Below are 13,894 nucleotides of genomic sequence, written 5' to 3' on the forward strand. Positions count from 1 at the left end.
TTTACCCATCAATAAGTCACAAAAAATTCCACACGCCGATTTTGCGCACGCCCTTGTTTATCGTTATTACTGCCTACTGGCTGGCTGTCTCCGGCTCCCTGAATCTGGATTTTACCAGGCGTAAGGCCGGCTTCGGTAAAATAGTGAGCCACCTCAGCGGCGCGTTTTTCTGATAACACCTGGTTATTGGGGAAAGTTTTTGACCTGACCGGTGTGGAGTCGGTATGGCCAACAATAAGCACCTGACCTTTTACGCGGTGCACCTCTTTCGCTACACGCCTGATAATCGGCTCCATTTCCGGAATGACCTTGTCCGATCCGGATAAGAAAACGGAATCGCCGCGAAAGACCACCTTGCTCTGGGTCTGCGTTTCATCCACGCTGACCAGCCGCTTTTTTATCTCCTCTTTCAGCAGGATGGCCAGCCTTAAGCGTGCGGCGATAACCGGCTTATTAATCGTAAGGTGCTGCATGGCGTAAATTCGCTGCTGCAGATTGAGCTGCTGCGTGGACAGCCAGTATTTGCACCAGATGTAGGTCATCCCGACCAGCAGCAGCGCCAGCAAAAAGGTGATGCGTACCGGCAGGATTAGCCGCTCTCGCTTTTTCTTACCGCGCGTTACCAGACCATGAGGCGAGAGCGCCGTTGGCATAGAGTCGCGCGTACTCTGAATAAGCGTCAGCAGGCGCTGACGAATTTTAGTGAGCTGGCGGTCGCCGTCTTCAAGGATGCTGTAGCGCCCTTCAAAACCCAGCCCAAGGATGCGCAGCAAGACTTCCAGCACATCCACATACTCGTGGGGATTCATCGACAGGCGGCCGACCAGCAGGAAAAACTTATTCCCCCCGTCGTTGTCGCCCTCAAAGTGGTTGAGAATATTGCTTTGCGACCATCCTGTTTGCAGGCCCCACGGCGTCGTGTGCGCTGCCTCATCCAGCGCCGTACAAATGCAATAGCGTACGATCGCCATTTTTTTCCAGGATATGTTTACTTCATCGCAAACCACGCTGAACAGATTGATTTCATTTTTCAGGCTGCGTTTAAGAAGTTCGACATGTTCAGGCACGGAGACGGATTCTGGCATATCGCTCAACGCGCGTAACAGCGGCTGCGCCGCCTCCAGCAACGGATTGTCCGCCATTTTCACCTTACGCACGCGCTGCTGCACACCTTCGCTTTTCAGCGTGCTCTCATTTTTCTGGTAATGATCGATAAGGATAAAATCGTCCGGACCGGCCTGGATGCTGTCAGCCTCTGCCCCCTCATCAAGCAGAAATTTACCCAGAGCCTGGGGCGTCAGCTCCTCTTTTTCCGCCGGGTCGGGCATAGCCTGTGCCCGTGCCAGGTTTTCCTCGCTCATCAGCTTCTGACTCCCCAAAGCTCCATTTTCAAATCAGGGAAGTCACCCGCAACGTGTAAAGCCAGCGCGCCGGTGGCGGCAATTTTCTCCCAGAAAGGGCCGCTTTTTAGCAGATCGAAATAGACATAACCGGAGCTGTAAGGGATCTGCCGAGGTGGCACGGGCAGTCCCTGCAATACCAGGCCAGGCAAATGCGAACGAACCAGCTCGTGCAGCTGCTGCGGCGCGCTAATTTTGGCCTGTGCCGAAAACTGCTGTTGCAGGACATCCATCGGTAGCTGGGCATGAACAGCCAGCACCAGGTTGGAGAAATCGCGAAGCTCTCCCGGCAGCATGGCGGCGGTCCAGACGCCGTTACCTTTCGGATGAAGGTCTATCAGCTGACCTGCACGAATAAGAATTTGGTTCAGCAGATAGTGAAGCTCTTCCACCAGAGGACGAATTGAGTGATAAAGCCTGGCGTGATCGTATCCCGGCGCAGCGACTGGCCGACGGGTTTTGGTACGGATAAAGGTCGACAGCTCGCCCGAGAACTTAGCCAGCTCCTGGTAAAGCATAATCGGCGGCAGCTCAGGAATATGGCGCAGATGATCCAGGATCGGCTCGTATTTGTTGAAGATCTGCAATAGCAGATAGTCCACGACCTCTGCGCTGGCGCTCGCTTTGCCGTCGCTGTTGGATAAACGCGCCGCCAGCATTTCGGCCCGCATTTTCACCAGGCCATTCAGATGAGTGAGCCACTCGACCAGCAGCGTATTAGCGGCGTAGCTGGTCACGGGCGGAATATAATCCTCTGTATGCAGCAATACGCTGCCGTCCGGCTGGATAGCCCTGACCTTTGCCAGCGGCAGACCAATCCAGGACTCCGTCATTTCGCTTTCAGACACCAGATTTAGCCGCAGCCGTGCCAGCTGCACGGGCTTTGGCCCCTGACGGATAGCATTGGTGTCGCTTAGCTCCGTTTCAAAAGCCGCAAACCGCGCCAGCGAGCCGCGTTCGCTAAGGTCGAAGATAGTCTCATCGCTGTTATCCAGCCGTAGCGGAACCGCCAGCCAGATAGTTTTCCCCAGGTGTTCTGCGGCAATCGTCAGCGGCTCGGGCAGTTCGGCATGGCCAGGAATATCAAAAGGCGTGCCGTCCGGCAGAACGCCGCGCCCGGTGCGTAAAACCAGCTTGCCGTAGGACAGCGCCTCGCGATCGATTTCATAGTGGGCGAATCCCCAGAAGAAAGGCGTAATCGTTGCCGCTCGCTTGTGAGCATAATATTCAAAATAGCGTTCCTGCTGCTGGAATAATTGCGGGCGCAGGAAGAGTCCTTCGCTCCAAATCACTTTATTTGTTCTCATTGGCTAGTCCATTTTATCCGTTGAGATGGCTAATTCGTCAAAATGCACCGTCAATGCAACTGATTGACCAGGGATAACTTTTCTCCACCAGGATTGCTTCTTATGTTTTTTGTACATTTCCCATATGTCGCTCCAGCCAGCCCGGTCGATTTCGCGATAGGCAGCGACAATACCCAGCGCGACGGTTTCGCTGGCTGGTGACAGGCTGATTATTCTGTTTTCACCAGGTTGTAATATGCCTTCATAAACCTTTCTGGCTTCCGCCTTTAACGTCTGGCTGCTGCCATCGCTGATAGTAAAAAAGTCGCTGTTTACAAAATTATCTGCCGACTTAAGCTCATAGAGGGAAACAGCAAGCGGTGCGGGCTTTCCCTTTTCATTGGGATTAATATTATCTGCTGCGACAAGGCGCACCTGAAACTCTGGCGGCTTGCTGGTAGAAAAAGGGGAGCGGCAGCCCGCTAATAATAAAATAACGATAATAATAATCCCGCTTGCGTAGCTGTTTTTTTGTTTTAATTTCTGCATATTTTTACCTCGGATAGCAGAACCAGCACACGTCCATATTAATAATAACTATGCTACCAACACGCCGGTAAAAGCTTGCCCTCTACAGGGCAAGCTTTTATTTAAAGGCCAGTCAGCTACTCTGGTTAGCCTTGACGTCATAGCTTGCAGAGATCACGCCAGACTTCGTACCTTCAGAATTTTGCATAACATAATCCTGAGTGACCTTAGTGAAGGAGAATTTAATCTGCTCGCGAGGACGGCTTTCATCTTCAGAACTTCCACACATATCTACGCGAGTAATAATCGTATCGGTAAAAGTAATCGTCAGATATTCAAGCGGATCGCCCCCCGCTTTACGTATAACAAAGACAATCTTTTTAATGTGCTTACCCGTCAGGCAATAGCTCAACAGGTTTGGACTTGCTTTGTCGGTATAATGCGTAAAGCAAAAATCATCGACCGTCGCTTTGCCCGACCCGCCGCCTGAACCCGCGTGCATATTAGAATGCTGAGCCACATCCCAATGCCAGTCCAGCACCTCTATTTCGTTGGTATGTGCAGCATCCAGTGATTCACCTTCGATGCCGTCAATCTTAATAAACATATCTTGTGCCATGATATTTCCCTTATTCAGCACTGATAGAATTGTTGCATTACTATGCAACACGCGCAGTTAACGACAGCGGTAACAAAAAAGAGTTACCTGATTTATCCGCTGCCGATAACACTACTTCCTGGATATCACTCTCTTGTTAATACGTTATTCAGGCTGCGCCTTTTAGCGAAGGCAGTTTTGCCACCATCCGCAGTGAAACGGTCAGGCCCTCCAGCTGGAAATGCGGACGCAGGAAAAATTTTGCCTGGTAATAGCCGGGGTTGCCTTCAACGTCTTCCACTATCACTTCTGCCGCAGCCAGCGGACGACGAGCCTTGGTTTCAAACGTAGAGTTTGCCGGATCGCCATCGACATAGTTCATGATCCAGTTATTTAGCCACTTTTGCATTTCGTCACGCTCTTTAAAGGTGCCGATTTTGTCGCGGACAATACACTTGAGATAATGAGCGAAACGCGAGCAGGCAAACATATAGGGCAGACGCGCAGAAAGATTGGCGTTAGCGGTAGCGTCGGCATCGTAATATTCCGCAGGCTTTTGCAGCGACTGTGCGCCGATAAAAGCGGCATAATCCGTATTTTTACGGTGGATTAACGGGATAAAACCGTTTTTTGCCAGCTCCGCTTCGCGGCGGTCGGAAATAGCAATTTCCGTCGGGCATTTCATATCGATGCCGCCATCATCCGTCGGGAAAGTATGGCACGGCAATCCTTCGACTACGCCACCGCTTTCCACACCACGGATCAGCGTACACCAGCCGTAATGCTTGAATGAGCGATTAATATTAACGGCCATCGCATAGGCCGCGTTTGACCAGGCGTATTTACTGTGGTCCGCGCCATCGGTGGTTTCTTCAAAATTGAAATCATCAACGGGATTAGTGCGAATACCATAAGGCAGACGCGACAGGAATCGCGGCATCGCCAGGCCGATGTAGCGTGAATCTTCCGACTGGCGCAGCGAATTCCAGGCGGAATATTCCAGATTCTGCGTAAAGATTTTGGTCAGATCGCGCGGGTTTGCCAGTTCCTGCCAGGAATCCATCTGCAGCACGGACGGTGCCGCGCCGGTAATAAACGGCACGTGGGCAGAGGCGGCCACTTTACCAATGGAAGCCAGCAGGTCAACGTCCGGCGCAGTATGGTCAAAATAGTAATCGGCAACCAGACAGCCATAAGGTTCGCCGCCCAGCTGTCCATATTCTTCCTCATAAATTTGCTTGAAGAGCGGGCTTTGATCCCAGGCAATACCCTTGTAGCGCCGCATATTGCGCCGTAGTTCATCCTTTGAGATATCCATAAAGCGTAGCTTCAGTTTCTCATCGGTTTCGGTGTTATGAACCAGGTAATGCAACCCGCGCCAGGCGCTCTCCAGAGCCTGAAACTGAGGGTGATGTAAGATCAGGTTAATCTGTACGGAGAGCTTACTGTCTATCTCGGCAATAATCGCCGCAATGTTTTTATAGGCATCGTCTGCCATAGTAACCGAGCTGGAAAGCGCCTGTTCGGCCAGCGTTTTTACCGCGCTCTCTACGGCCGACTTTGCCTGCTCGGATTTGGGTTTAAATTCTTTGCTCAGCAGCGATGCAAAATCGCTATGGCTAACCGCAGGCTTAGTTTTCTCAATTTGCAGTGACATGATATCCCTCTCACGTATCAATCTTTTGATGGTGCGCTACGGTTCGGCGTTTCGGGTTTAGGTGCCGATGCCAGGGTATTAAGCAGCGTTTTATCCTGCAGCACTTTCATTACCAGCCCCTCGGCGCCTGCCTTTCCATCCATATAGGTTTGCAGGTTGGCCAGCTGGGTCCGCGCCTCCAGCAGTTGCGCCAGCGAATCCACTTTTTTTGCTATTTCGTCCGGAGAAAAGTCGTGAATACTCTCAAACGTCATATCAATCATCAGTTGCCCTTCACCGGTTAAGGTATTGGGAACAGCAAAGGCAACGCGTGGCTTCATAGCTTTCATACGTTCGTCGAAATTATCGATATCAATGCTCAAAAACTTTCTGTCCGCCACGGGCGGCAAAGGTTCCAGCGCCTTACCCGATAAGTCAGCTAACACTCCCATAACAAAGGGCAGCTCAATTTTCTTTTCGCTACCGTAAATTTCAACGTCATATTCTATCTGCACGCGTGGTGCCCTGTTGCGGGCAATAAATTTTTGCGAACTGCTTTTATTTACACTCATGATTTCCCTTTCACCGAGTAGAATTAACTGTCAGACAGAGCATCTGGCCCCGCTCTGCTGCTTTGATTAAAATAATTTTCATTCAGTATGTTAATAGCAATATCCCCCTGACCTCTCCTATTTGTAAACCAATTCAACGCCAGCTATTGCTCTTATATTTCCCGCCGTTACGGCAGAACCTTTGGCATAATAGCTTGCCCGATAATAGTGATTAACATCTGAACCTGATGAAGAAATCTGGTAATCTTGCCCGCTACTGGCGTTATCGATAATTATCCGCGAACCATTTTCTTTACGAATCCTTATCTGCACATGCTGACTGTAACCTTCTCCCACCGTATTCAAAAGATTACCCGTTATGGTATCTGCGGAAGATAAATTGCTAATGAAGGTTACCGCAACCGTACGATCGGCCGGGCATTGTTTTAACGCAATAGCAAATTGCCTGCTGCCCGCTTCGTTGCCGTCTTTATCTAATGAAGCAACGGAAACAGGGGGTAAAGATACGGTTTCCGTGTAGGTTCCACCATTAATACTGATAATGCAGGTTTCGTCTGTGTAGGTCCCCTGGAATAAAACACTTATGCTACAGGATGTGCAGTTAGTATCGGCGCTCACGTAAAATACGGGCAGCAGAAAGACAATCAAAATATGCCACTTCCTTTTCAGCGTACGCATATAACCTCCAGCCTGGCAATACTATTTTCGGGCGTTATTTCGACGCGGCTTTCCGGCACTGCCTGGCATTTTACAGACTTATCGTCCGCTACAAACAATGCACCGCTTGCTGCCGTCCAGCCACGGATAAAGGCCTGGCCTTGTTGGCCTACAATGGTCTGGCTGATGGCCTGAGCATCGATCAGTTCCGTACCGATAGGCATATAGGCATGGTTTGCATCTCTGACGGTCAATATCATCGGTTTACCGACCAGCGTTTTCATCGTAATAAAAAGCGCGGAACCCGCTCGCGGTACGACGATATCCTCATTCTCTAAAATATCGAGCGTGTCGGGTAATCCTTTGGCATCAACCGAAACGGTGTTTTTTCTGTAAGCCGTTAGCGCAGGCATTATGGCGTAGCCGTGGCTATCGACAACCGAGCCGTAGCCGTTCAGCAGCTTCGCCCCTTCGCCGCCAGGCACATTAACGATAGCAAAAGCAGAGTCGCCCAGCTGCGGCCCCAGCGTTACGCCGCCCTGATGTATTACCGCGCTGCCGCTCGCCAGCAGGGAGAACTGTTTAGCCGAATTATTAGTAGCGGAACCGGTCAGGCCAAACTGGCCATAAGAGGATCGGTAACGCATATTGCCCGTTACCCTCTTCCTGTCTGAAGCGGAACGGTAGCGTCCCACAGATGTCCCCATGCCATAGGTCAATTCATTCCGCTCCCCCTGAGAGCCGTTAGCACTGGCCTGCAGTGAAGCGTTACCCGCGTTATCGCGCGAATAAGAGCTATAAAGCGAGCTGAACAGCGGTTTTTCGTTAACATTAGCGGCCCCGAGCGGCACATTGACGGAAAACATTACGTTATTCAGGTTTTCACCGTTACCGCGCCGCGAGCGCGTTGCCGACAGAGACCAGGAAAAATAGCGCTGCGACTGGCTGTAACCTAGCGCATATTGCTTAGCCGAAGTGCGGTTATCCCAGTAGCGATACAGGCTGCCGGAAAGGTTAAGATAAGCACCGTTCCACAGGCGCTGCCCCATCGTTATCGCCAGGCGCTGGCGCGTACGGTAATCGGACTCATAGCGATCATAGTGAGAACCGTAGCGAGCTATATTCGCTTCCCGCAAAGAATAAAAACCCTGGGTAGAATAACGCCAGGCGGCTAGCGTGACGTTGGTGTCGGTTGGTTCCAGATATTTGCTGTAGGCAAGCCGAAAACTGTTCCCGCTGGTGGTTTTGTTATTCGCCAGATCGCTGGTGGCGTGGGTAGCCTCTACAGAAATCCCACCAGCCGGCGTGTTAAAAGCGTTACCCGCAGCCAGTGCCCGATAGTGCTCAGCTATCTGCGCACCGCCATAGAGCGTGTACATATTAGCCAGACCATACTGCCAGATACCCTGCATGATTTTCGGATGCTTGTTCAGCGCAGTATCTTTCACCTGGCCAATAGAGAAGCCGAATCGGGAAGTCCCCTGGTGCAACAGCATCGGCGGCGTAGAAAAGGGAATAGTTTGACTACGTTCGCTACCGCTGGCCTCGGTAATGGTCATCGTTAAATCACCGCCATAGCCCATTGCGCCCACGTCCATCAGCTCAAAAGGCCCCGGCGGCACGGTAGTTTCATAAATGGTTTGCCCGCGCTGCGTCACTTTTACTCTGGCATTGGTCTCTGCCGTACCGCGCAGTACCGGTACATAATTACGCAATCCTTCCGGCAACATACGTTCGTCAGACTGTAGCTGTATGCCACGCAGCGTAAAGCTATCGAATATTTCACCACGCGTGCTGCTGTCGCCAATGGTTAGCTGGCTACTTAATGCGGTGATATCCGTCTGACCGTAGCCATAAAGACTGCTGGTGCTCATCCCTTCGCGGTTTGACCATCCTGTATTGAGCCGTTTTCTTAAACGCCACCGGCCAATATTGGCTGCCATCGTTAAATTAAGATTATTACTGTAGATATCTTTCTGCTTGCCCGATCCTGAATAAAAGCTGTAAAGGTTATCGCTATAATCAAAGAAAAGAGCAGGTACGCCAGCATCCCAACTGTTTGGATCAATATAGCCGCGCGGTAAATTTCTCAGATAAATTTGCGGAATAACCAGTGAAAGGCGTAGATTGCCGCTGTCGTAATTTTCACTGCTGCCATTAATAATTTTTCCTATAGGCAGGCACTGATTGGTTTGCAGTGCTTTTTCCGCAAAGTTTTGCTTTATTTCCTTACTGATTTCTACGCCCAGTTTTTGCAGATCGTCCAGTAAAAAACAGGGCGACGCGCTGGTCTGCCCCGCCTGGAGGCCAAAGTTAAGATTATGCTGTCCACGGCTTTCATTATTCACCAGCACGGTTACGCGATAATTACCTGGCGCAATAAAATTCCCTGCAGAAAAGCGGGAAACATCGACAACCGTGCCGTGAATAAAAACAGGATTATATTCAACAAAAGCAGAATTCGGCACCACTTCGCTGTCTTCAGAGACGGCAAGCGTTGGCGAAGCCCAGCCTGCGGGGCAAACTATCATGGCATATACCATCCCTGTTGTGATGAGAGTCCTGTTCGCACAAGGGCATAGCTGCTTTTTGTGGAATATCTTTTCTGCATGCCGCACCTGATAAACTCCTTTTCCAGCGGACTATCTGCCGGCATCTTGCTGGCCTGGCCGCTTTCCCTGTTCGGCTTTTATACGTTTCAGCGGAAGGATCCCTGTAGCACTAACTCTTTGCCATTCTTCGGGATCAGCTTTCCTTCATAAGCAGAGCCATAATCATTAATGAGACGAAACGAGGCTCCCGTGACGCCCGATATCGTTCCTTTCTTTAACGGGAAAAACTTACGGCTAAAAGGTGCGATCATATCTGTTTCCAGTTCGCTAACGCGGGTAGCGTTTTGTAAAGTAGCGCTATCGAAAGACAGGTAGTACGCCGTTGGGTTAGTGACATTAATCCCTTTATTTTCTGCCAGTTCCCACTGAACTTTTCCTACCTGCGCCGTACCTGAACTTAAAAGCGAGGCAGGCCGATAAAACAATTTAATCCGTGTTCTGAAAGCCAGTTCCAGGCGATCGACGTTAGTCATTTCTTTATGCAAAGGGGGAACTTCCAGCATGTTAAACCAGAAAACAGACTCCCGATCGGCGGGCAACGCCGCCCCGTTATAGATCAGGCGGACGCTTTGTCCTTTGCCTGGCTCAACCCGGAAAACGGGCGGCGTAATGACAAAAGGTAGATTGACAGCATTAAGATCGGCTTTGAGATCGCCATCATCTATCCATACCTGCACCAGAGCCGGTTTTTTACCTTTATTATTCATGCGGACGCTTTGCTCTTTCTGATTGCCCGGAAAAATAATACGCGTGCCGCCGATCGTCATGGCTGCCGATACTTCAGTAATAAAAAACAGGAAAATAATGAAAGAGATTATTCTGACAAGCATGCCGTCACCCGTTCGGATAAAATTATATTGCTAATAATAAAACCAGGCTAAGGATTCGCGTTTTATAATATGCAGAATCAAGAGCGGCCGTTTTATTATCTTCTGGCCGCTCTTCTCAAACCTGCTCTTTTATTATGGGTAGCTTAACGTATATCGCGCTTTAGCATGAACGAGACCGGCAGTGGTTTTCCCTGTCGCGTAATAGCCACCGTAATAGCGCATTGATGCTTTACCCGTGGAATCGACCGCCGCTGCACTGCCTGTAGCGCCTAACGCCAGCGGTTTTTCATCTGAATTGTACAGGCGTATCTGTACGTTAGTGGCCGCCACATCATCTCCTGATGCCTTAGCATCATTCGTTAAGTTACCGGTAGACGCATCAGAGCCTGAACCACCGATAGCTTCAAAATGCGCGGCAACTTTAGTAATAGAAGCGGGACATGAATTTACGCTGATATCAAAAAGCCTGGAGCCGCCGGTATCGCCTGCTGCGGTTAAAGTTTGTGTAGAAAGCGTAGGCAGCTGAACAACAATATCAACGCTGTCGTCGTCAATTTTACAGGTTTCATTAATCAGTTTGCCGTTGAATTCAACGGTACCCTGGGTTGCTGCATGTGTAAAACCAGATACCAAACCCAGCGATAAAACGCACAGAGCCAGTTTAAAATTACGCATATAAGACCTTTTGAGATATGAATTAATTGCATTGGCCTACACGCAACGCGTGTGCCTTCCCTTGCTACTCATATTTTTTTTGGGACGTTCACTCCTCTGTTTGAAAAATAATTTCTATATTTTCTTTATTGTCGATAGTTATATAAATGCTGTGCCCCTGAAGGCTTTCTTCGCTGCTTAATAAGCGACGGCTGGTTTCCGGGACAATATTTTGCTCAATAAAACGTATCAACATTCTTGCGCCGGTTTCAGCTACGGGACAGCTATCGACAATATGCCGGACCAGCTGGTCACTGTAGCGCAGCGCAGCACCGTGCTGTTCCCGTAGCCGCTGGCCGATTCTGTCGAGATGCAGGCGTACAATACGTATCAGCGACTCCTGCTGGAGCGGCAGATAAGGCACCACCGCGAGGCGCCCTAAAAATGCCGCAGGGAAGGTCTTCAGCAATTCCGGCTGCAGCATTTTCCTGACGCTTTCGGCTTCGGGCGCGGTATCCGCATCGGCAAACAGCGTGCTCATCATTTCGCTGCCCACGTTGCTGGTCAGCAACAGAACGGTATTTTTAAAATCGATATGCCGCCCTTCGCCGTCTTCCATGCTGCCTTTATCAAATACCTGGAAAAACAGCTCGTGCACGTCCGGATGCGCCTTTTCGATTTCATCCAGCAGTACGACACTGTAAGGCTTACGGCGTACGGCTTCCGTTAACACACCACCTTCACCATAGCCGACGTAACCCGGCGGCGATCCTTTTAGCGACGAGACGGTGTGCGCCTCCTGATACTCGCTCATGTTAATGGTGATTAAGTTTTGTTCGCCACCGTAAAGCTGCTCGGCAAGCGCCAGCGCCGTTTCGGTTTTGCCTACGCCAGATGGTCCCACCAGCATAAAGACACCGACAGGCTTGCGGGGATCTGCCAGCCCAGCCCTGGCGGTCTGGATACTTTCGCTAACCTGATGAAGCGCATAGTCCTGGCCGGTAACCCTTTCCGCCAGTCGCTGTGGCAGTTCCAGTACGGCGCGAATATCGTCTTTAAGCATCTGCCCGACGGGAATACCCGTCCAGTCGGACACGATAGCGCCGATAACTTCAGCATTCACCTCTGCCTGTACCAGCGGCTGCTCCTGACGAACTTCCCGTAAACGGTTTTCCAGTTCCGCAAGCTCAGTTTGCAATTCCGATGCGGATTTCATCCCTCGCGTCGCCGGTGCCGGTGCCTGTGCCTGTGCCTGTGCCTGTGCCTGTGCCTGTGCCTGTGCCTGTGCCTGTGCCTGTAGCTCATTACGAACCGCCACAATGGCGTTGACCAGCTCTTTTTCCTGCTCCCAGCGGCGCTCAAGCTGCCCGGCGGCGTCTGCCTGCTCACCAATCTGCTGCTGAAGCTGGTCAGCATATGATCGTTCGCCCCTGCCAAAATGCAGCGCTTTTTCAACCAGCGTCAATTCCGTACGAGCGGTTTCGGTTTGAAACTGGAGGATCTGTAGCGCTGTCGGCGGCGCATGCTGTGCGACGGCCACGCGTGCGCAGGCCGTATCCAGCAGGCTTATGGCTTTGTCCGGCAGTTGGCGAGCCGGAATATAGCGATGTGAAAGCCGGACGGCTGCCTGCAAAGCCTCGTCCATTATCCAGACGCCGTGGTGCTTCTCCAGCACGGGAAGCAGGCCACGCAGCATGCAAACTGCCGTCGCTTCATCAGGCTCGGCCACCTGCAATACCTGAAAACGGCGGGTTAGCGCCGGATCTTTTTCAATATGGCGTTTAAACTCGCGCCAGGTTGTAGCACCAATAGTACGCAGCTGACCGCGAGCCAGCGCTGGCTTTAGCAGATTCGCCGCATCGCCTGTTCCGGCGTTACCGCCCGCACCGACCAGCGTATGGACTTCATCGATAAAGAGAATCACCGGCTCGGGAGAAGCGATGGCCTCATCCAGAACGGCTTTTAGCCTGGCTTCAAATTCGCCTTTCATGCTGGCCCCGGCAGCGAGCGCCACAACGTCCAGCGCCAGCAATCGCACTTTCGCCAGCGCTGGCGGCACGTTGCCGGCCACAATCGCCTGCGCCAGTCCCTCTACTACGGCCGTCTTGCCTACTCCTGCTTCGCCAGTCAGCAAAGGATTGTTCTGTCGCCGACGCAGTAAGATATCCGTTATGGTGCCAATTTCACGGTCGCGGCCCAGCACGGGGTCGATTTTTCCTTCGCGTGCCAGAGCGGTCAGGTCTGTGGAATAGTGCACCAGGCCACCGCTACTCTTCTGACCAGCCAGCGCGTTATTTACCTCACCCGGCAGAATACCGTCCTGAGGGATGCTGCCGTCGTTAGCGGCCTCTGAAACTTCAGGAGAAGATTGCGTGATATAACCAAAATCGCTGGTCAGGTGTTCCAGAGAAATACGCTCAAAAGCCGGAGAGATGGCGAACAAAGCGCGACGCAGTTCCATTGTGGTCAGCATTGCAATCAACAAATGGCCACTGCGAATACGGCTATCAAAGCATTCCAGGCTGGCATAAATCCAGGCCCGCTCAATAGCCAGTTCGATATGGTATGAAAAATCGGAGATCGTACTGGCTCCGGCAGGCAACCGCGTTAATGCCTGAGAAAAACCTCTTTCCAGTGCTTCCGCATCGACTTCAAAATGACGGGCAATAAGACGTAAATCATTTTGCTCTTGCTGCCAGAGCTGATTGATCCAGTGAACTAATTCAACATAAGGATTTCCGCGCAATTTACAAAGCGTAGTTGCACTTTCAATACTTCTGAACAAGGTTTCGTCCAGCTTGCCAAATAAGTTCTTCCTTGTCACCGCCACTTTTGATCCCTCTCTTATAATAGCCTTACTCTAAAACCGAGCCGACACCGGATTTATCCTACCCATAAAAATAAAAAAAAAAAGCTTTGTTTAAAGCAATTTTCCTATTTAGGAATTTCGCCCGAAAATTATTCCTGGAATAAATAAAACCTCAAGAAGATAGTTACATAACTGGTTGATTGTTTTTATAAAAAAACAAAAGGCACTGGCAGCGCGCTAAGTCATAAAGATAATAGTATTGAGCGAGCATGGTTCGCATGTTATAAACCAAGCCAAATAACAAGGGGAGAT

General features: G+C 50.8%; 11 protein-coding genes. All 11 read right to left on the reverse strand.

All coding sequences use genetic code 11. The annotated features are described in order from the left end of the window. Nucleotides 1-8: 8 nt before the first annotated feature. The 11 genes from tssL to tssH all read right to left on the reverse strand — a co-directional run bounded on the left by tssL (nucleotide 9) and on the right by tssH (nucleotide 13,624). Nucleotides 9-1,361 (reverse strand): type VI secretion system protein TssL, long form, encoded by a 1,353-nt coding sequence (tssL, locus tag KUE00_RS12245; protein WP_425523578.1) that lies wholly within the window; start codon nucleotides 1,359-1,361, stop codon nucleotides 9-11. Next, nucleotides 1,361-2,707 (reverse strand): type VI secretion system baseplate subunit TssK, encoded by a 1,347-nt coding sequence (gene tssK / locus KUE00_RS12250; protein ID WP_246760175.1) that lies wholly within the window; start codon nucleotides 2,705-2,707, stop codon nucleotides 1,361-1,363. The genes tssL and tssK overlap by 1 nt, the downstream gene beginning before the upstream one ends. Nucleotides 2,708-2,710: 3 nt before the next feature. Next, the gene (gene tssJ / locus KUE00_RS12255) at nucleotides 2,711-3,235 is read right to left on the reverse strand and encodes a type VI secretion system lipoprotein TssJ (RefSeq protein ID WP_246760176.1); all 525 of its coding nucleotides are present in this window, start codon (nucleotides 3,233-3,235) and stop codon (nucleotides 2,711-2,713) included. A 112-nt stretch (nucleotides 3,236-3,347) separates the two neighbouring features. Next, the gene (locus KUE00_RS12260; RefSeq protein ID WP_246760177.1) at nucleotides 3,348-3,833 is read right to left on the reverse strand and encodes an Hcp family type VI secretion system effector; all 486 of its coding nucleotides are present in this window, start codon (nucleotides 3,831-3,833) and stop codon (nucleotides 3,348-3,350) included. Nucleotides 3,834-3,981: 148 nt separating this feature from the next. Further along, complete coding sequence (gene tssC, locus KUE00_RS12265) at nucleotides 3,982-5,469, reverse strand: type VI secretion system contractile sheath large subunit (RefSeq protein WP_246760178.1); 1,488 nt, start codon at nucleotides 5,467-5,469, stop codon at nucleotides 3,982-3,984. 17 nt (nucleotides 5,470-5,486) lie between these two features. Then, nucleotides 5,487-6,020 carry a type VI secretion system contractile sheath small subunit gene (gene tssB / locus KUE00_RS12270; RefSeq protein WP_246760179.1) on the reverse strand — a complete coding sequence of 178 codons (534 nt, stop codon included), beginning with the start codon at nucleotides 6,018-6,020 and terminating at the stop codon, nucleotides 5,487-5,489. A gap of 117 nt (nucleotides 6,021-6,137) precedes the next feature. Further along, the gene (locus KUE00_RS12275) at nucleotides 6,138-6,698 is read right to left on the reverse strand and encodes a fimbrial protein (RefSeq protein ID WP_246760180.1); all 561 of its coding nucleotides are present in this window, start codon (nucleotides 6,696-6,698) and stop codon (nucleotides 6,138-6,140) included. Then, nucleotides 6,686-9,208 (reverse strand): fimbria/pilus outer membrane usher protein, encoded by a 2,523-nt coding sequence (locus KUE00_RS12280; protein ID WP_246760181.1) that lies wholly within the window; start codon nucleotides 9,206-9,208, stop codon nucleotides 6,686-6,688. The genes KUE00_RS12275 and KUE00_RS12280 overlap by 13 nt, the downstream gene beginning before the upstream one ends. Before the next feature lie 167 nt (nucleotides 9,209-9,375). After that, entirely contained in the window at nucleotides 9,376-10,119 is a 744-nt protein-coding gene (locus KUE00_RS12285; RefSeq protein ID WP_246760182.1) for a fimbria/pilus periplasmic chaperone, read from the reverse strand. 132 nt (nucleotides 10,120-10,251) lie between these two features. Beyond that, nucleotides 10,252-10,794 (reverse strand): fimbrial protein, encoded by a 543-nt coding sequence (locus tag KUE00_RS12290; protein ID WP_246760183.1) that lies wholly within the window; start codon nucleotides 10,792-10,794, stop codon nucleotides 10,252-10,254. Nucleotides 10,795-10,882: 88 nt separating this feature from the next. After that, entirely contained in the window at nucleotides 10,883-13,624 is a 2,742-nt protein-coding gene (tssH, locus tag KUE00_RS12295) for a type VI secretion system ATPase TssH (RefSeq protein WP_425523581.1), read from the reverse strand. Nucleotides 13,625-13,894: the final 270 nt, after the last annotated feature.

It is taken from the genome of Erwinia phyllosphaerae, assembly GCF_019132875.1.
Lineage (GTDB): Bacteria > Pseudomonadota > Gammaproteobacteria > Enterobacterales > Enterobacteriaceae > Erwinia > Erwinia phyllosphaerae.